The organism is Rhodococcus sp. IEGM 1318, assembly GCF_033142465.1.
Lineage (GTDB): Bacteria > Actinomycetota > Actinomycetes > Mycobacteriales > Mycobacteriaceae > Rhodococcus_F > Rhodococcus_F qingshengii_B.
On the sequence record NZ_JAWLSC010000002.1, the window covers coordinates 704,121 to 726,170 of the forward strand.

At 62.3% G+C, this 22,050-nt stretch carries 20 protein-coding genes; 10 read left to right on the plus strand and 10 right to left on the minus strand.

The window, feature by feature from the left end; all coding sequences use genetic code 11:
• Positions 1-12: 12 nt before the first annotated feature.
• From paaB to R4P65_RS07725, 5 genes are all read right to left on the minus strand, one after another.
• A complete protein-coding gene (gene paaB, locus R4P65_RS07705; RefSeq protein ID WP_003942879.1) occupies positions 13-330 on the minus strand; it encodes a 1,2-phenylacetyl-CoA epoxidase subunit PaaB in 318 nt (105 codons plus the stop codon).
• Positions 327-1,295, minus strand: a complete 969-nt coding sequence (paaA, locus tag R4P65_RS07710; RefSeq protein ID WP_317826048.1) for a 1,2-phenylacetyl-CoA epoxidase subunit PaaA — start codon at positions 1,293-1,295, stop codon at positions 327-329. The genes paaB and paaA overlap by 4 nt, the downstream gene beginning before the upstream one ends.
• 91 nt (positions 1,296-1,386) lie before the next feature.
• Positions 1,387-2,172, minus strand: coding sequence for an enoyl-CoA hydratase/isomerase family protein (locus tag R4P65_RS07715; protein WP_317826049.1), 786 nt, complete (start codon positions 2,170-2,172; stop codon positions 1,387-1,389).
• Between the two features lie 27 nt (positions 2,173-2,199).
• Complete coding sequence (locus R4P65_RS07720; RefSeq protein WP_230817293.1) at positions 2,200-3,057, minus strand: 3-hydroxyacyl-CoA dehydrogenase family protein; 858 nt, start codon at positions 3,055-3,057, stop codon at positions 2,200-2,202.
• Complete coding sequence (locus R4P65_RS07725) at positions 3,054-3,782, minus strand: enoyl-CoA hydratase/isomerase family protein (protein WP_317826050.1); 729 nt, start codon at positions 3,780-3,782, stop codon at positions 3,054-3,056. The genes R4P65_RS07720 and R4P65_RS07725 overlap by 4 nt, the downstream gene beginning before the upstream one ends.
• A 107-nt stretch (positions 3,783-3,889) precedes the next feature.
• Between R4P65_RS07725 and R4P65_RS07730 the strand changes: the two genes are divergently transcribed.
• The 4 genes from R4P65_RS07730 (at position 3,890) to paaI (ending at position 7,386) form a co-directional block, all read left to right on the plus strand.
• The gene (locus tag R4P65_RS07730; RefSeq protein ID WP_029256504.1) at positions 3,890-4,501 is read left to right on the plus strand and encodes a TetR/AcrR family transcriptional regulator; all 612 of its coding nucleotides are present in this window, start codon (positions 3,890-3,892) and stop codon (positions 4,499-4,501) included.
• 88 nt (positions 4,502-4,589) lie between these two features.
• Complete coding sequence (gene paaZ / locus R4P65_RS07735; protein WP_317826052.1) at positions 4,590-6,632, plus strand: phenylacetic acid degradation bifunctional protein PaaZ; 2,043 nt, start codon at positions 4,590-4,592, stop codon at positions 6,630-6,632.
• A gap of 6 nt (positions 6,633-6,638) precedes the next feature.
• The gene (locus R4P65_RS07740) at positions 6,639-6,950 is read left to right on the plus strand and encodes an EthD family reductase (RefSeq protein ID WP_003943191.1); all 312 of its coding nucleotides are present in this window, start codon (positions 6,639-6,641) and stop codon (positions 6,948-6,950) included.
• A gap of 37 nt (positions 6,951-6,987) precedes the next feature.
• Positions 6,988-7,386, plus strand: coding sequence for a hydroxyphenylacetyl-CoA thioesterase PaaI (gene paaI, locus R4P65_RS07745; protein ID WP_317826053.1), 399 nt, complete (start codon positions 6,988-6,990; stop codon positions 7,384-7,386).
• Positions 7,387-7,403: 17 nt separating this feature from the next.
• Here paaI and R4P65_RS07750 read toward each other — a convergent pair whose 3' ends face one another.
• Both R4P65_RS07750 and R4P65_RS07755 read right to left on the minus strand, forming a co-directional pair.
• Complete coding sequence (locus R4P65_RS07750; RefSeq protein ID WP_411742520.1) at positions 7,404-9,194, minus strand: CocE/NonD family hydrolase; 1,791 nt, start codon at positions 9,192-9,194, stop codon at positions 7,404-7,406.
• 82 nt (positions 9,195-9,276) lie between these two features.
• The gene (locus tag R4P65_RS07755; RefSeq protein WP_317826055.1) at positions 9,277-9,708 is read right to left on the minus strand and encodes a cupredoxin domain-containing protein; all 432 of its coding nucleotides are present in this window, start codon (positions 9,706-9,708) and stop codon (positions 9,277-9,279) included.
• Positions 9,709-9,857: 149 nt separating this feature from the next.
• Between R4P65_RS07755 and R4P65_RS07760 the strand changes: the two genes are divergently transcribed.
• Both R4P65_RS07760 and R4P65_RS07765 read left to right on the plus strand, forming a co-directional pair.
• Positions 9,858-10,316 carry a hypothetical protein gene (locus R4P65_RS07760; RefSeq protein WP_317826056.1) on the plus strand — a complete coding sequence of 153 codons (459 nt, stop codon included), beginning with the start codon at positions 9,858-9,860 and terminating at the stop codon, positions 10,314-10,316.
• A 7-nt stretch (positions 10,317-10,323) separates the two neighbouring features.
• Complete coding sequence (locus tag R4P65_RS07765) at positions 10,324-11,463, plus strand: cation:proton antiporter (RefSeq protein ID WP_317826057.1); 1,140 nt, start codon at positions 10,324-10,326, stop codon at positions 11,461-11,463.
• Here R4P65_RS07765 and R4P65_RS07770 read toward each other — a convergent pair.
• On the minus strand, positions 11,447-12,208 hold the full coding sequence (locus tag R4P65_RS07770; protein ID WP_230817285.1) for a DUF2127 domain-containing protein: 762 nt from the start codon (positions 12,206-12,208) through the stop codon (positions 11,447-11,449). The two genes, R4P65_RS07765 and R4P65_RS07770, sit on opposite strands and share 17 nt — an antisense overlap.
• 75 nt (positions 12,209-12,283) lie before the next feature.
• Between R4P65_RS07770 and R4P65_RS07775 the strand changes: the two genes are divergently transcribed.
• The 3 genes from R4P65_RS07775 (at position 12,284) to R4P65_RS07785 (ending at position 16,003) form a co-directional block, all read left to right on the plus strand.
• Complete coding sequence (locus tag R4P65_RS07775) at positions 12,284-13,090, plus strand: alpha/beta hydrolase (protein WP_317826058.1); 807 nt, start codon at positions 12,284-12,286, stop codon at positions 13,088-13,090.
• Between the two features lie 106 nt (positions 13,091-13,196).
• Positions 13,197-14,570, plus strand: a complete 1,374-nt coding sequence (gene gabT, locus R4P65_RS07780; RefSeq protein WP_317826059.1) for a 4-aminobutyrate--2-oxoglutarate transaminase — start codon at positions 13,197-13,199, stop codon at positions 14,568-14,570.
• Entirely contained in the window at positions 14,567-16,003 is a 1,437-nt protein-coding gene (locus R4P65_RS07785; protein WP_317826060.1) for an aldehyde dehydrogenase family protein, read from the plus strand. Before gabT ends, R4P65_RS07785 begins: the two co-directional genes overlap by 4 nt.
• Here R4P65_RS07785 and R4P65_RS07790 read toward each other — a convergent pair.
• Positions 15,979-17,511: a PucR family transcriptional regulator gene (locus tag R4P65_RS07790; protein WP_317826061.1), complete on the minus strand. Its 1,533-nt coding sequence runs from the start codon at positions 17,509-17,511 to the stop codon at positions 15,979-15,981. The two genes, R4P65_RS07785 and R4P65_RS07790, sit on opposite strands and share 25 nt — an antisense overlap.
• Before the next feature lie 148 nt (positions 17,512-17,659).
• On the opposite strand from R4P65_RS07790, the gene R4P65_RS07795 reads away from it, so the two are divergent.
• Positions 17,660-19,099: an amino acid permease gene (locus R4P65_RS07795; RefSeq protein ID WP_317826062.1), complete on the plus strand. Its 1,440-nt coding sequence runs from the start codon at positions 17,660-17,662 to the stop codon at positions 19,097-19,099.
• A 397-nt stretch (positions 19,100-19,496) separates the two neighbouring features.
• Here R4P65_RS07795 and R4P65_RS07800 read toward each other — a convergent pair whose 3' ends face one another.
• A complete protein-coding gene (locus R4P65_RS07800) occupies positions 19,497-21,824 on the minus strand; it encodes a putative bifunctional diguanylate cyclase/phosphodiesterase (protein WP_317826063.1) in 2,328 nt (775 codons plus the stop codon).
• Between the last annotated feature and the right edge of the window lie 226 nt (positions 21,825-22,050).

Here is a 22,050-nt window from a genome sequence, read left to right on the forward strand (position 1 = left end):
CGAAGTGGTTTCTCACATGTGGGGAACGGAGTCCGGGATGTCGTAGAAGGTCGGGTGCCGGTAGACCTTGTCTCCACTCGGTGCGAAGAACGGATCCTTCTCCGCCGGACTCGAAGCCACGATGTTCGCGGAAGGCACGACCCAGATACTCACGCCTTCGTTACGTCTGGTGTAGACGTCGCGCGCGTGGCGTAGGGCCATCTGATCGTCTGCCGCACGCAGGGACCCGACATGCACGTGGTTCAGTCCGCGCTTTCCCCGCAGAAACACCTCGTACAAAGGCCATTCGCCCCGTACCTGATCGCCTTGTACCTGATCGTTTTCGCTCATGATGTTTCCCCAGTCGTGAGATCGTGCGCGACTCTCTCGCGCTGTGCAAAGGCGTAGGCGGCGTCACGGACCCAGGCCCCGTTGTCGTGGGCAGCTTTCCGATTGGCGATCCGCTCGACGCTGGCAGCACCGTTACCGCGGACCACGTCCATGAATTCACTCCAGTCCGGCTCACCGAAATCGTGTGCACCACGTTCGGGGTTCCAGCGCAGATCGGGATCGGGGAAGCTCACACCGAGTACCTCGGCCTGCGGTATCGACATGTCGACAAATCGCTGTCGCAGTTCGTCGTTCGTGTGTCGCTTGATGCGCCACTTCATCGACTGTTCGGTGTTCGGCGACTCGTCATCCGGGGGTCCGAACATCATCAGAGCGGGCCACCACCATCGGTCGACGGCTTCCTGCACCATCGCGCGTTGAGCGTCCGTGCCTCGCATCATCGTCGCCAACAGCTCGAAGCCTTGCCGCTGATGGAACGATTCCTCCTTGCACACACGGATCATCGCGCGCGCATACGGCCCGAAGGAGCTGCGGCACAGCGGAACCTGATTGCAGATAGCTGCTCCGTCGACCAGCCAGCCGATCACTCCCACGTCGGCGTAGGTCAGGGTCGGGTAGTTGAAGATCGAGGAGTACTTCTGCTTTCCCTCGATCAGTTTGGTGGTCAGATCGCCGCGATCGGCACCGAGCGTCTCGGCCGCGGAGTAGAGATACAGACCGTGCCCGGCTTCATCCTGCACCTTCGCCATCAGGATCGCCTTGCGTCGCAGCGACGGCGCCCGGGTGAGCCAGTTTCCTTCAGGCTGCATCCCGATGATCTCGGAGTGCGCGTGCTGGGCAACCTGACGGATCAGAGTCTTGCGGTAGCCGTCCGGCATCCAGTCGCGAGGCTCGATGCGCTGGTCTGCCGCGATCGTCTCGTCGAACAAGTTCTGCAGGTCTTGTGGAGCTTCCACGTTGGTCATCGTACCTACCTTTTATTACCGAATGATCGGTTGGTAACTAGTATGCACCGAGGTGCCCCAGCACACAAGAGGATCTTTCAGAGCAATCGAATCAGCGGCCCTCGAAAACCGGCTTCTGCTTCGACAGGAACGCCGCGACAGCGCCTTGATGATCTGCCGTGGAACCCAACTCCACCTGCGCACTCGCCTCGGCCTCCAGCGCCTGGGGAAGCCCAGGAGCGGCGGTCCTGATCAGTGATTTCACGTGCGCGAAGGCGGCGGTGGGTCCGTCGGCAAGTCGACGGGCAACCGAGCGAGCCTCGGCCGCAACGTCCTCGTCGGCCACCACCCGATGGACCAATCCCCACGCCAATGCACTCTGCGCGTCGAACTTGTCGCCGAGCAACATCAGGCCACTGGCGCGGCTCGGTCCGAGCGCGTGCACGAGCGCATGACTGAGCCCGGAGTCACTCGCCAAACCGATGCCGGTGAATGCAGTCGCAAAGCTGGCGTGAGCCCCGACCACCCGGATGTCACCGGCCAACGCAATTCCCAACCCGGCCCCGACGCAGGCCCCGCCGATACCCACCACCACCGGGACAGAGAGCGTCGACAGCGCCGTGACGATGGGGTTGTAGTGTGCGGCGACGGTATCCATCGCGTGAGCCGGATCAGCATCCAACGCTGCCGCGTGCTCGCCCAGATCCTGACCGACGCAGAAGTTCTTGCCTTCGGCGAGAATCAACACCGCTCGAACGTCTGCGTCCGTGTGGACCTGCAGCAACGCTTCGAGCAGCTGAGCCTTCATCTCGCCGTTGACGGCGTTGGCGGCCTTCGGCCGGTCGAGAGTGATTGTCGCCAAACCTCGCTCGATCTCCAAGCGAATCACGTCAGTCATCGATGTTCCTTTCGCAGGCAGTTCGGTTCAGCTCCATGTGTGAAAACCCTGTCCTGTCTTGCGCCCCAACTCGCCGCGAGCGACCTTCTCTCGCAGCAGTGCGGGAGGCGCAAATCGATCGCCGAGTGTGCGCGCGAGGTGCTCGGCGATCGCCAGGCGCACATCCAACCCGACCAGATCTGTCGAACGCAGCGGGCCCATCGGATGCCGATACCCCAATTCCATGGCCCGGTCGATCGATTCCGCGTCCGCCACACCCTCTTCGAGCATTCGGATGGCTTCGAGCCCGAGACCGACGCCAAGCCGGCTGGTCGCAAAGCCAGGTGAGTCGTTGACGAGCACCTCGGCTTTGCCGAGCATCGACACCCACGCTCGTACCGAGTCGACAACCTCGGGGCGGGTCTGAGGCGCCCGGACGATCTCAACCAACAGCGACGCCGGGACAGGATTGAAGAAGTGCATACCGATGAACCGGCTCGGATCCGTCAGCGCTGCGCCGAGTTCGGTGATCGACATTGAACTGGTATTGCTGGCGATCACGGTGCGTTCTCCGGCAACGGTTTCGGCAGCGGCGAGAACCTCAACCTTGAGGGCCGCAATTTCCGGGACCGCCTCGACGATCAGGTCGAGCGACGGCGGCAACGAGGTCACTGCGTCCACGGTGCTCACGCGCGCCAGCACAGTCGCGGGGTCCTGGTCGTCGAGTTTCCCTCGCTCGTGGGCTCTATCGAGGCCGGTGGAAACACGCTGCAACGCGGCCGCGGTGTCGCCACTCTCCGCGATGGTGACCGCCCCGCCGAGACTGGCGAACACCTGGGCGATACCCGCACCCATGCGTCCACCGCCGATGACTCCGACGGTCTTCGGCGCAACTGCTTCAGTCATGATTTCTTCTCCAGGAAGGCCGTCATGCGATCGCGCTTGTCCGAACTCTCGAACAGGACGGCCTGTGCGATGTCGTCGGCAAACGGATGCGATCCCGGCGCGTCGACGATGATCTTGGTCAATCGCAGTGCCAGCGGGGACAGTCGGGAAATGCGGTCGAGCAGCCGATGCGCTGCGTCGACGTGGCAGTTCGGTTCGGTTACCTCGACAACCAGGCCCGCTCGTAGCGCCTGCTCGGCGTCGAGGTTCCTGGCACCGAGGAGCACCTGCTTCGCGATCGAGACGCCGACGAGCTTCGGCAGCCGATAGCTGGCGCCTGCGGCTGCCATTATGCCGAGATTGGGCTCCGGATTCCCGAAGACCGCCGTCGTTGTCGCGATGCGAATGTCGCAGGCGTAGGTCAACTCTGCCCCACCGCCGAGCGCGTAGCCGCTCACGGCGGCCACGGTGGGAAGCGGGAGCTTTCCGATGCGGTCGAACAGCGTGCGGTTGATACCCGCGAACGCTTCCTCTCGTCCGCGCTCTCGGAGCTCCGCGATGTCAGCGCCGCCCGCGAAGTGGTCTCCGCGCCCGGCAAGCAGGAGCAGCTTCGGATCCCGTTCGAGGCGTCCACACACCTGATGCAGTTCGTCGATCATTTGCGCGTTGATCGCGTTGCGTTGCGCGGGCCTGTCGAGGGTGACCACGACGCGATCCTCGCGCTCGTCCACGTGCAGGGTGTTCACATTCACTCCTTCTCACTCTTCTACATTAGTAACCGAACATTCGGTCGTTTGGCAAGGGCGAAAATGAGGATGGTGCACAGCTTTGCCCGAACTGAGAAGATGGGGACATGACTACGGCACGCCCTACTCGACGCACCGGCCTCCCCGGACGTCCCGGCTACGACCTCGATTCACTCCTCGCCGTGGCCGTGAAGGTGTTCAACGACAAGGGCTACGACGGCGCCAGCATGGAGGTGCTCGCCAAGAAACTCGGCATCACGAAGTCCTCGATCTACCACCATGTGTCCGGAAAGTCGGAACTCCTCGAACTTGCTCTTTCCCGTGCGCTCAACGCACTGTTTGCGGTCACGACCGAAGAGGGTGCCACCACCGGCCCCTACATCGACCGACTCGAATACCTGGTCCGGCGCAGCGTAGAGGTGCTGGTAGCAGAGCTTCCGTACGTCACTCTGCTCCTGCGCGTCCGCGGCAACACGACGGTCGAACGGGCCGCACTCGCCCGCCGGCGCGAATTCGACAACTTCGTCGGAGGCCTCGTCTCGTCAGCCGCAGCGGAGGGCGACCTGCGTCCGGACATTGAACCAGCCCTCGCCAGCAAGCTGATGTTCGGCACCGTCAACTCGCTGATCGAGTGGTACAAACCTCGCACGGGTGAGTCCGTCTCCGACATTGCCGACGCGGTCGTCGCCGTCACTTTCGACGGACTTCGTAAGGCCTGATTCCAGGCAGTTCTGCCGAATCCTTGACAACGCGGCGTTACCGGGCGATCGTAATTACCGACCGAACGTACGGTGAGATGGAGTTGTCGTGAGCAGACTGTTGGAAAGCTATGTAGCCGGTCAGTGGTACGCCGCACCGGACGCAGGTACCCCGTTGCCGAGCGCAGTGGACGGATCGGAGGTGGCCCGGATCTCCGCAACCGGCGTCGACCTCGCCGAGATGGTTACGTACGCACGCGAGGTCGGTGGACCTGCACTGTCTGCGATGACCTTCCACGAACGTGCCGGCGCGCTCAAGGCTCTCGCCCTCACGTTGATGGCAGGAAAAGCCGAGTTCTACGCACTCTCCACTGCCACCGGTGCGACGACGCGAGATTCCGGCGTGGACATCGACGGCGGATTCGGGACCCTGCTGAGCTACGCGAGCAAGGCTCGGCGCGAATTGCCCGACAGCACAGTCTATCTGGACGGAAACGTCGAAACTCTGGGCAAGGGCGGAACTTTCCTCGGGCAACACATCTATACATCACGTCGCGGCGTCGCCGTACAGATCAACGCCTTCAATTTCCCGGTGTGGGGGTTCCTGGAGAAGCTGGCACCGGCATTCATCGCGGGGGTGCCGTCCATCGTCAAACCTGCCAGTTCCACGGCATATCTCACCGAACTCGTCTTCCGGCGCATCATCGAATCAGGCTTGCTCCCGGAGGGTTCCGTCCAACTGCTCTCCGGTAGTGCACGCGGCCTCCTCGATCACCTCGGCGGGCAGGACTCAGTGGCATTCACTGGATCCGCCGACACCGCCGCAACGCTACGTGCTCACCCGAACGTCGTCGGCAAGGGCGTCCATTTCAATGCCGAGGCCGATTCACTCAACGCGTCGATCCTTGGCGAGGACGCTGTACCCGGAACACCCGAATTCGATTTGTACGTCAAACAACTCGTCACCGAAATGACGGTCAAGGCGGGCCAGAAGTGCACGGCGATCCGGCGCGCCCTGGTCCCGGTCTCGCTGGTCGACGCCGTTGTCGATGCAGCATCCGAGCGACTGAACAAAGTGGTCGTGGGGCACCCCGATGCTGATGGCGTCACGATGGGAGCTCTCGCCAGCATCGAACAGCGTGACGAGGTCTTGAAATCCATTCGCGGTCTGACGAAGTCGGCAACTATCGTATTCGGAGACCCGGACAACGTCGACGTGGTCGGTGCCGACGGCCAGTCGGGAGCCTTCCTTTCCCCTGTCCTTCTCCGGGCGGAAGAGAATGCGCACGAGGTACACGAGCTGGAGGCCTTCGGACCCGTCAGCACCGTCATCGGATACGACGGCATCGATCATGCGATCGAACTCGCGGCCCGTGGCGAGGGAAGCCTTGTCGCCTCGGTGGTCACTGCCGACACCGACATCGCACGTCGACTGGTGCTGGGCCTCGCAGCTTTTCACGGCAGAGTGCTCGTGCTGAACCGCGACGACGCCAACGAATCCACCGGCCACGGCTCTCCCCTTCCAGTCCTCGTACACGGCGGTCCCGGCCGTGCCGGCGGCGGCGAGGAGCTGGGTGGCATCCGCGGAGTTCTGCACCACATGCAGCGGACCGCGGTACAGGGCACACCCGACGTGCTCACCGCAGTCGGCGAGCGCTGGTTCACCGGGTCACAGCGCACGACCGAATCCGAACATCCATTCCGAAAGAGTCTCGCCGAGTTGAGGATCGGCGACACTGTTGTCGGCGGTCCGCGCCAGGTCACACTCGCAGACATCGATCATTTTGCAGAGTTCACCGGTGACACCTTCTACGCTCACACCGATCCGGTGGCCGCAGCGGCGAATCCACTGTTCGGCGGCATCGTCGCGCACGGCTATCTGGTTGTCTCACTCGCTGCGGGCCTGTTCGTCGACCCGGCTCCCGGCCCGGTTCTCGCGAACTTCGGCGTGGACAGCCTCAGGTTCCTGACTCCGGTGAAAGCCCAGGACCGCCTGACGGTCACCCTCACAGCCAAGACCATCACACCTCGCAGCAGCGCCGACTACGGTGAGGTTCGTTGGGATGCCGTGGTGACGAACCAGGACAACGATCCGGTCGCGACATACGACGTCCTGACTCTGGTAGCCAAGACTCGCCCCGAAGGGAATTGAAAGCACATGACCTATCGAGTAGCAGTGTGTTACGGACGCCCCACCGATCCGGAGGCTTTCGACAAGTACTACAACGAGATCCACGTCCCGCTCGCCAGCGCAGTGCCAGGGCTCTCGGACTTCACGTTCAGCAAGTGCTCGACGCTGGACGGTTCCGATCCAGTCTTCTACGCCGTCGCCAACCTCGTGTTTCCCGATCTCGAGACGATGCAGAGCGGCCTGAAGTCCCCGGAGATGGGCGCCGCTGGAAAAGACGTCGCAAACTTTGCCACCGGCACGGTCGACATGTATGTCCAGGAAGTTGTCTCGGTCCTCTAGACCCCTGCAGTTCTCTGATCCCACAGGAGTTTCTCTCATGAGCACAGGAAGCATCACCGCCAGAGAGATGTTCGACGCGGACCAGGCGTCTCGGGCACTCGGTATCGAGATTTCCGAACTGGCGCCAGGTAGCGCAACCGTGACCGTCGCGGTGAGCGAGACCATGGTGAACGGTCACGGAATCACACACGGCGGCTATGTTTTCCTGCTCGCGGACACCGCGTTCGCGCTCGCCTGCAACGGCTACGAGGATTCAGCCGTTGCAGCGCGCGCGGACATCCGATTTCTCCGTCCAACACGTCTGGGCGACACGTTGACCGCCGTCGCGTCCGAGAAGGCACGAGGGGGCCGAAGCGGGATCTACGACGTGACGGTTCGCAGTGGCGACACCGTCGTGGCCGAGTTCCGCGGCGACAGTCGAACCATCTCCCGGTAGTTTCACCCCACGGCGTTTCACCCCACGACGGGAAGCTCCAAAGGGCCGGACCCGTCGGCGAAGATCGTGACCGGCATGCCTTGCAATCCCCCACGGAAACTGATGTCGCCACCGGTGATTGCCAGGCGAACAGAATGCCCCGGCTCGAATCGATGCACTATCGCCGGCATCGTCACCGGTACCGGCTGCAACGGATCACTGATGCGAACAGGTGCGATGAGCCCGTTGATCAGCGACGACGTCCCGTCCGGTGCCACGTCGTATAGCTTCGCGAACACCACCGGCTGCCCAGGCGCCGCGACGCGCAACGTCACGGTGGGAGCTCCCACCACGTCCATTGCCTCGGACATCGGCGGCGTGGTCCACAGCGCCTCGGTCCCCGGAATCTGTGCATTCGGAATGTTTCCGGCCGGATTGATATTGAGCGGCTCGACGCCCGTCGGGAGCCCACCCGGTGCGGTGACAATCGTCTTCGAACCAGGGGCCACCGGCGCACCGTCGGGCAGTAGTCCCCCGTCAGCGGACAGATGGAAGGAGCGGGCGGTCCCGACATCGACGGTGTCGGACGTCGCGTATGCCGGCGCCGCGTTCCCCTCGTAGTCGATCCAGTTACGGAAGTACGCGAACTCCGGTCCGGTCTCCGTGTTCTCGTCCTTGAGGTAGTGATCAAACCAGTCCATGAAGCGACCGGTTTCGTACTGGGTGTCTTCGTCGGGTGCGGAGAAGCTGAATTCGCCCGGCGCAGCAGCCAAGTGGCTGTGTCCCCACGAATGCCAGATCATCTTGGCGTCCACGCCGCGCGCTTTCAGGTCGTCGTAGGTCGCGGTTGCCTCGTTCAGATCGAACAGGGTGTCTTGTTGTCCCTGCGCAAGCAGTACCGGAATGTTGATCCGGTCGACGAACGACGACACCGACGACGCTCGGAGATCACTCACTACCTGCGGTCCGATGTCGCCGGTCACCACCGCCTCGGCGATCGCGTTGCACATGTACGGGACGTAGTTCGGGCAGCCGGGTAGTCGTGCGGGGTCGGCGATGTAACCGTCCACACCGGGGTTTGCAATGCCGGCACCGAAGAGCAGCGACGCAAAAAGCACTTTCGCGGCTCCCGGTTCAGCAGTCGACACACCGGAGATGATCCCGGTGCTGTTGGGCGCCAGGGAATACGAGAGGTCGTTCCAGGTGATCATGGGGATGATCGTGTCGATACGGGGATCCACACTCGCGGCGGCGAATTGAATGCCACCGCCGTAAGAGCCACCCGTCATGCCGACCCGCGGGTCGTTCGTCGACGGTGCACCGTTGTGATCAACAGAGTCCTGCACCACCGCGGTGAGCGCCGGATAGGGCTGCGTCAGAGCCTGATCCGTGTAGGCAATCCCCTCTTGGCCGCCGAGGAAACTGACCAACTGCGAAGCGGCGACGCCGTCGTATGCGGGAGAGTCGAGTGTGATCTTGCAACTCGAGCCGCCGAAGCCCAATCCCGAATACGTCAGTCCGACATACCCGTTCTCGGAAAAGTTCTGCAGAGCGGGAATCTGATCCTTGTACGAACCGCCGAACCCGTTGGTGGTCAGGATCGCGGGAGCTGGGTGGTCCGCATCGACGCCGTCGGGAACAAAAAGTTCACCGACGACGGTGCACGGCGTCGAGAGTTCAGGCCCGACATCGACCGAGAAGTACAGTAGCTGTGACGAATACGAGCCGTTCGGGGAATCCGCGAGCGCCGGCGGCGAGAAGCCGAGGGCACAAACCACGAGCGTGACGATACTGATCGCTATTCTCCGGCGCACCTGAAAACCGTACACCCGGATCTGTTCTCCGCCAGCCTGATCGGGTGCGTGCCGCCGAAGTTTCCGCAGCAGGTGACACGCCGGGCCCGGTCGACGTCTACTTGACCGTCAAGGTGCCATGCATGCTCGGATGATAGGTGCAGTGGAACGTGTACGTTCCCGGCTCGTTCGGCACCGTGATGGTTTCCGTCTCACCAGCTTCGATGTCCTCGTTGAACAACCCTGCGGTATCGGACGTGACCGAGTGCTCGACGGTGTCGTTGTTCTGAATGGTCAGTACCTGTCCAGGCATCACCGACTCCGGTGTCGAGTACTCGAAGCCGCTGATCACGATTCCCATCGACGACGCTCCCGGCGTCGACATACCCAGAGGCATGCTCGGCATCGACATGCTGGTCGGCTCGCTGGTCATCGCCATGCCATAGTGATCTGCCGAATCGCTGTCCGACGAATCGCTGTTGTCACTGCACGCGGTCAGTGCGAACACCGCCAGGATCAGCGCTGCGAGCACCGCGAGAATCCTCCTCATTGCTTCGCCTCCTGCTCGTTCCCCCGCAGTCTGCTGATTACCCGCCGCCTAGAGGGCCAAACAGCTCCGATGTGGTGCCTGCGACGCTGATAGTGCACGATTTCTGCACCAGCTCCACTTGCAGACCGACACTGAAGGACACAGCACAGATGGCCAAGATCAAAACGTCGAAGGCAGCCAAGACGAAGGCGCCGGTAGCTTCAAAAGCGCCCGTGGCGAAGGCGCCCGCAGTCCTCTGGAAGGACCTACCGGACGAGCACGACTACCCGGCGGCCCGCGATTACCTCCAGTTGGGCGCGACACCGGTCCAGGTTCAAGCTCTCGTGTACGCCCTCAAGACGGCGACGCTGGTCTCGAAGAAAGCCAAGGACATCCTGCGGGCTGCTGGGCTCCCTCTGCTTCCGGTCGACAACCCACACGTGGCTGCCGACCTGAAGAAGATCCGCAAGGGGATCGCGCTGTCACCGATCCTGCTGGTGCAGGGAGACTTCCGCGCCGGAGTACCGGCGCAAATCGCCGACGGCTACCACCGGGTCTGTGCGAGCTACCACGTGGACGAGAACACCGGCATTCCTGCAAAGATCGCTCCCTCGACAGTGACGTCGTAGGTCGTCGATGACCTTCGGCATCCTTGCCCTCGTCGCACTGGCCGGCATCCTCGGTCCGCTGCTCGGCGCTCGCGTCAGCTGGCATGTCCCTGTGGTGGTCGGCGAGCTTGCCGCGGGCGTCGTCTTCGGTGTCACCGGTTTCGGGCTACTCGACTCTTCCGACCGAACTTTCACGTTTCTGGCCGATATCGGGTTCGCGCTCACGATGATGGTGGCCGGCTCGCACGTCCCGGTCCGCGATCCGGCAGTTCGTGCGGCAATAGGCAAGGGTGCCGTTCGCGCGGTTGTCGTCGGACTCCTGTCGGTTGTTGCCGGCTACGGTGCAGCGACGGCGTTCGGCACCGGCCACGCCGCGTTGTACGCCGTCCTGATCGCATCGTCGTCCGCGGCGTTGATTCTCCCCATCGTCGATTCGCTGGCGCTCGGTGGAACCTCGGTTCTGCAGATGACTGCCCAGGTCGCGATCGCGGACACAATCTGCATTGTCGCGCTGCCGTTGGTGATCGACCCGGACAATGCCCCTCGTGCCGGCGTAGGCGCAGTGGCGGTGGCGGTGTCTGCAGTTGCCTTGTTCTTCGTACTGCGAGCCTTCCACCGGTCCGGCCGTTGGCGAAGGCTCCACAAGTTCTCCGAGAAACGGAAGTTTGCACTCGAACTCCGGATCAATCTGGTGATCCTCTTTTCTCTGGCAGCGCTGGCCTCCAGCACTCATGTGTCGATCATGCTCGCGGGCTTCGCCTTCGGGCTCGTTCTTGCAGCGATCGGCGAACCTCGCCGCCTCGCCAAACAGCTCTTCGCCATCACCGACGGCTTCTTCGCGCCCCTCTTCTTCGTCTGGCTGGGAGCGGCGATCAATCTGCGCGACCTCGTGACCCATCCATCCGCCATCTGGCTCGGATTGGCCTTGGGCGGCGCAACTCTCGTCGTTCACGCAGCGATACGAATCCTCGGTCTACCTCTCCCCTTGGGAGTGCTGTCCGCCGCACAACTGGGGGTACCCGTTGCCGCAGTAACGGTGGGCACCCAACTGGGGGTGATGGGCAACGGTGAACCCGCTGCCATCCTCCTCGCCGCCATGATAACGATCGGAGCAGCAACGCTGGCGGGTGCTGCCGCGTCGAAAGCTGGTCTCACGAAGCCTGCTTGACCGCGGCCCTCTCCACCGTCAGCAGGCTCTCCTCCGAATGCTCAGCGTGATACGCCGCGCCGCCGCCACGGACTCCGAAAAGCCGCTTGCTCCAGATCAGCCACACGACGGCAGCGATGTTCACCAGCAGCAACCCGGCCCTCAACCACGTGACCTTCTCCGTCAATTCGTAGATCTCGAGGGGCAGGAACAAGCTGGTCGCCACCACCGCGAAGTACTCGCCCCAGCGTTTGACCATCCACAGTCCGACAGCCTCGATCACTTGAAGGCCGGCGTAGACCAACAGCCCGACTGCGATCCAGGTGAGCGTCGTCGCCGACAACGAAAACGCCTGCTCGATGTGATGGACCAGTTTGGAATCGTCGATGTTCCAGCCCAATTGACGGGCGAGTGGCCTGATCAACGGCAATTCGTTCTCGAAGGCGTCCTCGGCGCGTCCCTTCGACGACCTCAGTTTGAACACACCGATCGCCAGAAGAACCAAACCCAGAGCGCGGAACATTCTCTCGGTGGCGAGAAGTCGCATGATCAACCGGTCGCGAAGCAGCCGTCCCCGCGGAACCTCGGGGGCCGCGTCCGCAGGTCCGGATGCTCGGGGCGCTCCCGGGACGAAGTTGCCGCAACGAAGGCACCGCCACGCCTGACCCACCGCAGTATCCACATGAAGTCGATCCCGCAGTTCCGGTTCGTCCGGAGCGTAGGTCTCGTGACCGTGCCAACTGCACGAGCGCAATGCGAAGTCCACGGGTGAACTCTATGCCGCATATGCCCGGTAGCGTGGATACCCGCTGACCGTGCACTTCGAACGACGAGGATTCCGATGACTACCACCAAGATCGAAACCCGGCATGGCGTCATGGCCGTCGACGACAGTGCCACCGACGGTTTCCCGGTGGTCTTCATCCATGGAAACTCGGCCAGTCGCTCCATCTTCCGCAACCAGGTCGACGCCGACTGGGCCGGCGGCTACCGCATGATCACCCTTGACCTACTCGGTCACGGTGATTCCGAGGACGCGAGCGATCCCGAAGCCGCGTACACCCAGAACGGCTACGCCGACGCCATCGTCGATGTTCTGACCGAACTCGGCGTCGAACGGGCCGTGGTTGTCGGTTGGTCGCTCGGCGGACACATCGCCCTCGAGTTGATCGCGAAGTTCCCCGGGCTCGCTGGAATCGTCATCACCGGTACGCCGCCTGCCAATCCCGAGACGCTAGGCGACGCATTCAATGCCGGCGACGGATTGTCCATCGGCGGTACCGAGGTCATCACCGAACAGGAAGCCGAACTCTACGCTCGGATGACCGCCGTTCCCTTCGAACAGGCGGCCCTCGAGGCCGCGATTCGTACGGACGGTCGCGCTCGCAAGATCATGTTCGACGCATTCGGCGCGGGCCGCGAATCAGATCAGAAAGCTCTCGTCGCAACAGCGGCCGTGCCGCTCGCGGTGATCGACGGTGCCAGGGACCCGTTCGTGAACACGTCGTATGTCGCGTCGTTGACCTTCGCGAATCTTTGGGAGGGCACCTATCACCTCATCCCGGGAGTCGGGCATGCGGCGTTCTGGGAAGCCCCTGAGGTCTACAACCCGCTGTTGCAAAGGTTCCTCGGCGGTTTCGCGAGGTAACCAGCTGGACGCGACGTCCAATGCGATAGTAGCCCCTCGACAATCCGGCCATGTCCGGATTGTTTATCGCCGTCCTACAGTTCGGAAAACGACTGGAGGCACTGCGATGACCATTCTCGAGCACGGCACGGAAACGTGCATCGGTGGACCGACCCTTCCTCAGGTACGACGCCTCGTCACCGAAGTGCCTGGCCCCAACTCGCGCGCTTTGGCCGAACGCCGGGGCGCCGCACTGCCGGCCGGACTGACCAGCGGATCCAGCATTTACGTTGCTGCAGCGGGCGGAGGAGTTGTCGTCGACGTCGATGACAACTCGTTCATCGACTTCGGGAGCGGCATCGCCGTAACCACCGTCGGAAACAGCGCGCCGCGCGTGGTCGAACGGACTACGCGCCAGCTCGGTCAGTTCACCCATACGTGTTTCCTCGCAAACCCCTACGAGGGATACGTCGAGGTCTGCGAAGCGCTCAACCGCCTGACCCCGGGCGACCACGAGAAGCGAACAGCGCTGTTCAACACCGGCAGCGAGGCGCTCGAGAACGCCGTGAAATACGCACGTGCCGCCACCGGTCGCCCGGCAGTTGTCGTCTTCGACCACGCATTCCACGGTCGCACGCTGATGACCATGACGATGACAGCCAAGAACCAGCCGTACAAGGCCACATTCGGCCCGTTCGCTCCCGAGGTCTATCGGGTTCCGATGGCCTACCCCTACCGTTGGCCGAGCGGCCCCGAAAACGCGGCCGACGAAGCATTCGCACAGTTCCGTCTTGCGATCGACACTCAGATCGGTGCCGAATCGGTAGCCGCCGTGGTCGTGGAACCGATTCAGGGTGAAGGAGGTTTCATCGTTCCGGCACCGGGATTCCTGAAGCGCGTCGCCGAATTCTGCCGTGAGCGCGGCATTCTCGTCGTCGCGGACGAGGTCCAGACCGGTATCGCACGAACCGGCGCCTGGTTCGCCTGCGAGAGTGAGAACTTCGTCCCCGACATCATCACAACTGCAAAAGGTCTCGCCGGCGGAATGCCACTCGCCGCCGTGACCGGCCGTGCCGACGTCATGGACGCCGCGCATCCCGGTGGTATCGGCGGTACGTACAGCGGCAATCCCGTTGCCTGCGCGGCCGCCTTGGCAGTTTTCGAGACGGTCGAGGTGGAAGGCCTCCTCGACCGTGCCAAGGACATCGGCGAGATCCTGACCGCAGGACTGTCCGAAATCGCTTCGGCCACAACCATAATCGGCGATATCCGTGGACGCGGCGCCATGATTGCGATCGAACTCGTCCACCACGAGGGCAAGGCTCCGAATCGCGCGGCCGTCGCCCAGATCGTCAGCTACGCCCACACACACGGTCTCCTTCTCCTCACCGCCGGCACCTACGGAAACGTCGTCCGGTTCCTCCCGCCGCTGAGCATCTCCGACGAATTGCTGGCCGAAGGCCTCGATATCCTTCGCGACGCAGTGGCCGCAGTCCGATGAGCGTCGCAGTGCGCAGCTTGATCGGCGGAGCTTGGGTCACGGGATGCGAAGGCACACTGACAGATACCAACCCGGCGCGTCCCGACGAAGTTGTCGCCACCGGAGGCCGCGCCGGTGCCTCCGAAATGGCGACCGGCGTTCGCGTCGCCCGAATTGCCGCAAACGACTGGGCGCGCCTGCCGATGTCCGTGCGCGGCGCATACCTCACTCGCGCAGCAGAAATCATCGAATCCAACGCCGAGGCCTGGGGTGAAGAACTCACCCGTGAAGAAGGGAAAACACTGGCCGAGGGTATCGGAGAAGTACGCCGGGCGGCGCAGATTCTGCGTTACTACGGCAACGCCGCCGACCGCGAGTCCGGAACGGTGTATTCCTCCCCTCGCAGCGGCGAGCAGATTCTCGTCACTCGCAAGCCTCTCGGAGTGGTAGGCGTCGTCACGCCCTTCAACTTCCCGATCGCGATCCCGGCATGGAAGATTGCGCCCGCCCTGGTATACGGAAACACCGTCGTCTGGAAACCGGCTGCCGCGGTGCCTCTTCTGGCTTTCCGTCTCGCACAGGCATTGACCGAAGCAGGCCTACCCGACGGTGTCCTGAACATGATCCTCGCCGACAGCGCGGCCGGTGAAGCGCTGGTCGATCATCCGGACCTCGACGCCGTAACCTTCACCGGTTCCACCGGCGTCGGCCGAAAGATCGCGGGAGCTGCTGCGGCGCGCGGAGTTCCGGTCCAGGCGGAGATGGGTGGAAAGAACGCAGCCATCGTGCTTGCCGACGCAGATCTCGAGCTTGCAGTCGAGCAGGTCATGCTCGGCGCATTCCGATCAACCGGCCAGAAATGCACGGCCACTTCACGTCTGGTGCTCCACGAATCCATCGCCGAGGAGTTCCTGGCGAGGCTGACAGTCGAGGTCAAGGAACTGAGAGTCGGAGATCCACTCGATCCCGACGTCACTACAGGTCCCGTGGTCAGCGCATCCGCACAGAAGTCGATTATCAACGGGATCGATCGAGCCGTCGGCGGCGGCGCCAGAGTTGTGGCCACCGCCGAAGCGCCGGAGACAGGCCACTACGTCCAGCCGACGGTGCTGGAACTACCGGCGAGCACCGAACTGTGGTTCGAGGAGCTTTTCGGCCCGGTACTGGCGGTGCAGCGGGCAGCAACAACTGCAGACGCATTCCGCTTGGCAAACGAGGGCGAATTCGGTTTGTCCGCAGCGTTGTTCACCCAGGATCTGGCCAACGCCCTTGCCGGTATCGACGACCTGGACGTGGGGATCCTGCACGTCAATTCGGAATCGGCGGGCGCTGATCCTCACGTACCTTTCGGCGGCGTGAAAAAGAGTGGATACGGGCCCAAGGAACAAGGCGACGCGGCGCGAGAGTTCTTCACTCACACCACCACCGTCTATCTCAGGGGCGGCCGAGCGTGATCTGAATTCGATTCCGCCTGCAGCAGTTCACGAGCTTTGAGCGCGACCCACAGCTCGGACCGAGTGTGGGCGGAATCGAGATCTCGGCCGATCAACTCGGCAGCCTTGTCCATGCGGTTGCGCAGCGTGTGCCGGTGAACACCCAACTGCGCTGCAGCGGACTCCCATTGACCATTGTGGTGCAGGAACGCTTCGATCGAGTCCACCAGACGAGAACCGTTCTCGGCGTCGTAGTCTTCCAGCACACCGAGACAGCCGTCAGCGATCGACTGCAGAACATCGTTCGACTGCACGCTCAACAGGATACTGAAAGTCCCGAGTTCCGAGAACGAAACGAGCGTGTGACCGTCGACCTGCCCCACTTTGGCAGCAGAGACGGCCTCGCGCAGACTGGCTGCTACACCGCTCATCGGCCGGACGCTTCCGATTCCGCCGTTGATGCTCCGGCGTGAATTCTCCCGCACTCTCGCATAGGCACTGCGCGTGACCTTCTCCGCAACTTCACTTTTCACGACGAACCACACGCCGGTACCGTCATTCAGCGGAGCCAAGAGGTACGGCACCGCCTCTTCTTCGAGGGCCGCTGAAGTGATGTCGGTTGCCGCCAGCAATGGTCCGACATCGGTCAAGGCAGTTGCAACCACCGGCGATTCGGATTCGAATCCGAAGTACCGCAACAGACTTTCGTCGACGTCGCCGCCGGCCTGGCGCACCATCGTCGCGACCGCCAACCTCAGCCGCTGTTCGGCATTGACAACCCGTGACGGCTTGGCAAGCTCGATGGTCAACAGCGATACCGTGTGCCCGACCAACAGTCGTTCGGACTGATCCAAGGCGGCGTCGGACGCCACGGCGAGCGTGCCGCTCACGGCAAGCCGGTGAATAGCCAGGTGGCCGTCGTCGTCCACCACGACCCGGCTGCGCTCCTTGCCTGATCGCTCCCTGATGCGTTCGGGCAGAGACGAACTCGCACCTTCCGTCAGAGCCAGCACCGCTCCGTCCCGATCGAGAACACACACTGCTGCATGAACGGCTCGACCCAGGGCAGTGATCAGGGCCGGCACCCCGTCGAGCAGGGAACGCGCCAATTTCTCCTGCGCGTCGACCACCGCCTGCACCGTTCGTATCTGGTCGGCGGTCAGTTCGTCGATCACGGCCCGCGAGATGGCGATGAACGGCGTCTCCTTGGCGACGGAAAGCACGGCGAAACCCAGTTCGTCGCCGGCCCTGATGATCGCGTCCGGAACCTTCGCGTGCACGGTGCCGGTGTCGAATGCCAGTGCCACTGCACCGGTCTGCGCAATGCGCTCGACGTACTCGTATTGCTTTGTCGCCGAACGCGAAAGGTGCAGTCCCGTCGTCATGACAAGTTCTCCACCGGCGAGCCACCGACTCGGATCCTGCAATTCGATTGCGTGCGCCCAGCTGATCGGCAGATCCACGTCGCCGTGACCTGCAACGATCGTCAGGCCGAGCGAGGTGGTGGCCGCCAGCCGCCGAACAGTCATCGGCATTGCCGGAACCTCCGAAGGCAGTGGACAGAACTGACAGTTTCCAGTTGAGTTTTGTACATCAGGTCCATGTTCTGGATCACACGATGAGTTTAGCGTCTCTCCGAAAGAACTGATCGCGTCATGTAATAGGAGCTGAGCCCAGATGCCCGACAGCAGCACCGAAACAGCCGAAGCCGCCAGTGTTCATTCGACGCTCAAGACAGGCCTGAAGAAGCGCCACCTGACCATGCTTTCCATGGGCGGTGTCATCGGAGCCGGTTTCTTCGTCGGGCTGAGCGGAATCATCAACCAGGCCGGGCCCGGCGCCGTCATCACGTGCGCGATCTGCGGCATCATCGTGTTCCTGGTGATGCGCATGCTCGGTGAAATGGCGGTGGCCAAACCGTGCACGGGATCGTTCACCGAGTACGCGCGAATGGCGTTGGGCGACTGGGCGGGCTTCACCACTGGCTGGCTGTACTGGTACTTCTGGGTGATCGTCGTCGGCATCGAATCCGTCGTCGGAGCTACTCTGCTCTCTCGGTGGATCCATGGCGTCCCACTCTGGCTCATGTCAGCGGTACTCCTGTTGGTGATGACCGGAGTCAACCTTCTCTCCGTCAGCAACTTCGGCGAGGCCGAATACTGGTTTGCGGGTATCAAGGTCGCCGTCATCATCGGCTTCATCGTGCTCGGCAGTCTGTTCGTCTTCGGCATCTGGCCCGGCAGTGAAGTCGATTTCAGCAACCTGACCGGCCACGGAGGATTTTTGCCGAACGGCTTCACTCCCGTACTGGTGGGCGTCGTCGCCGTGATCTTCTCCATGACCGGAGCCGAGCTCGTCACGATCGCCGCAGCGGAATCCGCCGAACCGGCCGGAGCGATCAGACGAGCCACGAACACCGTCGTCTTCCGTATTCTCGCCTTCTTCGTTGTCGCCACCTTCCTCCTCGTGACGATGCTGCCGTGGGATTCGTTTGTCGTCGGCGATTCTCCGTTCATCTCCGCACTCGACCTGCTTGGAATTCCTGCCGCCGCCGACATTCTGAACCTCGTGGTTCTGGTCGCGGTGCTGTCCTGCCTCAACTCCGGCCTGTACACGGCGTCGCGGATGCTCTTCGCGCTCTCGGTCTATAACGACGCGCCGGCCTGGATGACGCGGACCAACAGCCGCGGGGTGCCGGTGAAGGGCGTACTCGCCTGCACCGTGGCCGGCTACTTCTGTATCGCGGCCGGGTACATCTGGCCGGATACGATCTTCTTGTTCCTCGTGAATTCTTCCGGCGCAATCTGTTTGTTCGTCTACATCCTGATCTGTGTATCCGAACTACGCCTCCGTCGCCGATGGGAACGTGAAAGCCCCGAGATTCTGAAATTCCGTGTCTGGCTGTATCCCGGCCTACCGATAGTGGTCACCGGCCTGATTCTGGTGATCCTTGTGGGAATGGGTCTCAACGAACCCACGCGCGCGGAATTCGTCCAAAGCCTGGTCGCGCTGAGCATCATTCTCATCGCGTACGGTGTGAAAAAGTCTCGTACGCGAAAAGTCGGATCGTTCGTGACTGTCTCGGACAACGTGCACAGCAGTTCGGACAACGCTTGAAACAGGCATCGATCGAGCAGAAATTTCTCTTTATCCGGATTCAGGGCAAGATAGACAGCACGCCGATCACTGCCATCGCCTCCGAAGGGCACAGTTCTCGGCGAACGCTCCAGGAATGGTTCAACGAACCACACGACAACGAGTGGACAAAGCACCAGAAATCCGGCCGAGCGATCATTCCGATTCGAGAGCGCCCGAGATGATTCTTCTTGTCTCGCTTTTACCGTCGTTGATAACACCAAATTCAAGACGGAGAATGATCTTCGCGGTCACGCCGAATCAAAGGCGTGGAGCGGCGGCGCTTCCGCAATCCTGGCCGCGACGAATGTCGCGGATTCGATGATGTACCAAGAAGAAGCGGCAGGCGGCAATACCATCCGCTCGGCTCAGATCTGATTCACAGCCACGTCAACGGGTGAACGCTCCGACCGGATTCGGTGTCGGTTGCCGCCAGATACGCATCGACGCGCTCAGCCGTCAGAGCCTTGCTGATGTGATAGCCCTGGACCAGGTCGCAGCCGACCCACTGAACTCGGCGGAACTGCTCGATGGTCTCTACTCCCTCGGCCAACGACTTCATGCCAAGCGCTGCAGCCAACTCGACGATGGATTTCACCACGGACATCTTCGGATCGTCCGAGTCGGTGACAAGCATGCGATCGATCTTGAGAACGTCGATCGGCAGTCTCTGGAGCGTGGCGAAAGACGAATAGCCGGTGCCGAAATCGTCGAGTGCGACGGTGACACCGAGTTCACGCAGCTTGTAGAGATCCCGGATTGCCCGATCGTCCACAACACCTGTCTCGGTGATTTCGAGTTGGAGCAGATGCGGAGGCAAACCCGAATCCGTCAGGGCCTTCTTCACCATCGCGCCGAACTCTCGCGACACCAACTGCACTGGTGAAACATTGACCGAGACGCCTATTCCGCTCGGCCACCCCGCAGCAGCCGCGGTCGCCATCGCCATTGCCTGCGCGCCGAGGGGGATGATCATTCCGGTTTCCTCTGCCACCGAGATGAACTGACTGGGCCCGATGAGGCCGCGACTGGGATGGTTCCACCGGAGAAGAGCCTCGAAGCCCACCACTTCGCCGGTCTGAGTGTCGACCTGGGGTTGGTAGTGGAGATCGAACTGCCCTTCCTCGATCCCTCTGTCCAGCTCGTGCAGCGCTGTTGCCCGCGCCGATGCCCGCGCTCGCAGTAACGGCGAGAACTTGCCTACTCGATTCCGTCCCGTCGACTTTGCTTCGTACAGAGCCAGATCCGCCAGCATCACCAGTCCGTCTGCGTCGATGGAATCCTCGGGTGCGCTTGAGTAACCGATCGTGGCCCGCACCTCGATTCGACTGCCTTCGACGAAGAAAGGCTCATGGAGCGCTGCCAGATAGCGATCGAAAATGACACTGGGATCATCGCCGGCCGAGGTACAGACGATGAGTCCGAATTCGTCGCCGCCCATCCGCGAGCACATGTCCGAACCGATGACGTCGCGCAGGCGTTTCGTGACTTCGAGAAGTAAGTGGTCCCCGATCGGATGGCCGAGGGTGTCGTTCACCGACTTGAAGTTGTCGAGGTCGAGAATCCCGACGAGAACCTGCTTCTCCGGCACACGAGATTTGATGGCCTCCTCGAGCGCCACACCAAAGGCGCGACGGTTCGGCAACCCGGTCAGCGAGTCGGTGGCAGCAAGTCGAAGGATCTCCTGCTCGTGGACATACCTCTCCGTGATGTCCGATCCGACACCGCGCCAACCCAGAATCACCCCGGATTCGAGAACGCGAGGATTACCGGAGAGTGACCACCAGCGTCGCTTACCGTCGACATGCACTGGAACGACGGCGTCCCGGAAGGGAGCACTCGATTCGAGTTTGTCGATCAGCTGGGCTGCGGCCGCACGCCCCTCCGGACTCGACGCGATCTGGAGTCTGGTGAGGAGTTCTCCGAAGGCGAGTTGCTGCAACTCGTCCACCGTCATACCTGCAACCTCGGCGAGACGTGCCGAGGTGTGGGAGAACCGGCCGTTGGTGTCGCACTCCCACAGCCAGTCTCGGGAACCGCCCTCGAAACCGTCGAGCAACAGTGCCACAGTCTGACGCTCGGATTCCGCCTGAAACTCTGCGAGACAACGTCGCTGGAACGAGGCCGACAGATAGACCGCCCCCACAGTGAGCGCAAACATGTAGATGCACAACTGAATCGCAAGTACGCGAAAGTGGGATTCGGTGTGGACGACGAGAACAGTGAATACGCCGAGGCCGTGAATGTAGATCCAGGTCAGGCTCACCGATCTCAGACTGGAGAACGTCACGGTCCCGGCGCCCATGATTCCTGCCATCGTCGCGATCAGAACCAAGTCGCGGAAGACGTCCATGTCGTGGAAAAGCAGGGCAAAAAGTGTGACGTCGAGGCCCGCGACCACGATCACCTCGAGGAGTAGACCCGCGTAGTCGTAGCGCGGTGTGTGTTTCGACGGTCGCCAGCGAAGGGGAATCCAAACTCGAATCGAGTTTGCGAGGACAAGAAGGACGAGCGCGCCACCCAGCCACCTGAGCGTCTGACGTCCGGGCGGAACGGTATACGCCAGAATCACCACCAAACTCGCCATGTACGCAAGATTGGCGAACGGTGCGACGGCCGCGGCTTCGTCGATCTGACGGCGAAACAGGCTGTTACAGTCGGCTTCCGAAGCAGGATCTTGCCTAGCTGATCGGCTCAGACGGTTCATCAGCGAGGCATCCTGACATCTACGCAGGCGCCATCAGCGGGCGTCAAAACCGCTCGCCTGCCCATCCGAACCTCCCCTGGCTCCCCACCGAACCCTTATCCGGTGAAACGTCAGTGTTTCAGACTCGCTGCTTGTTTCCTTCACAACGGTAGCCATCTGACGAAACGATTGGGCGCAGATCACTATATCCAGAGTTCGATCGACCGATATTCCAGCATGACAAACA

Coding starts and splice junctions, on each gene's coding strand:
- R4P65_RS07785 (WP_317826060.1), top strand. CDS start 14,567: ATGAGCGTCGCAGTGCGCAGCTTGATCGGCGGAGCTTGGGTCACGGGA.
- R4P65_RS07775 (WP_317826058.1), top strand. CDS start 12,284: ATGACTACCACCAAGATCGAAACCCGGCATGGCGTCATGGCCGTCGAC.
- gabT (WP_317826059.1), top strand. CDS start 13,197: ATGACCATTCTCGAGCACGGCACGGAAACGTGCATCGGTGGACCGACC.
- R4P65_RS07790 (WP_317826061.1), bottom strand. CDS start 17,511: ATGACTGTTCGGCGGCTGGCGGCCACCACCTCGCTCGGCCTGACGATC.
- R4P65_RS07755 (WP_317826055.1), bottom strand. CDS start 9,708: ATGAGGAGGATTCTCGCGGTGCTCGCAGCGCTGATCCTGGCGGTGTTC.
- R4P65_RS07800 (WP_317826063.1), bottom strand. CDS start 21,824: ATGAACCGTCTGAGCCGATCAGCTAGGCAAGATCCTGCTTCGGAAGCC.
- R4P65_RS07740 (WP_003943191.1), top strand. CDS start 6,639: ATGACCTATCGAGTAGCAGTGTGTTACGGACGCCCCACCGATCCGGAG.
- R4P65_RS07760 (WP_317826056.1), top strand. CDS start 9,858: ATGGCCAAGATCAAAACGTCGAAGGCAGCCAAGACGAAGGCGCCGGTA.
- R4P65_RS07720 (WP_230817293.1), bottom strand. CDS start 3,057: ATGACTGAAGCAGTTGCGCCGAAGACCGTCGGAGTCATCGGCGGTGGA.
- paaB (WP_003942879.1), bottom strand. CDS start 330: ATGAGCGAAAACGATCAGGTACAAGGCGATCAGGTACGGGGCGAATGG.
- R4P65_RS07730 (WP_029256504.1), top strand. CDS start 3,890: ATGACTACGGCACGCCCTACTCGACGCACCGGCCTCCCCGGACGTCCC.
- R4P65_RS07795 (WP_317826062.1), top strand. CDS start 17,660: ATGCCCGACAGCAGCACCGAAACAGCCGAAGCCGCCAGTGTTCATTCG.
- paaA (WP_317826048.1), bottom strand. CDS start 1,295: ATGACCAACGTGGAAGCTCCACAAGACCTGCAGAACTTGTTCGACGAG.
- R4P65_RS07765 (WP_317826057.1), top strand. CDS start 10,324: ATGACCTTCGGCATCCTTGCCCTCGTCGCACTGGCCGGCATCCTCGGT.
- R4P65_RS07715 (WP_317826049.1), bottom strand. CDS start 2,172: ATGACTGACGTGATTCGCTTGGAGATCGAGCGAGGTTTGGCGACAATC.
- paaI (WP_317826053.1), top strand. CDS start 6,988: ATGAGCACAGGAAGCATCACCGCCAGAGAGATGTTCGACGCGGACCAG.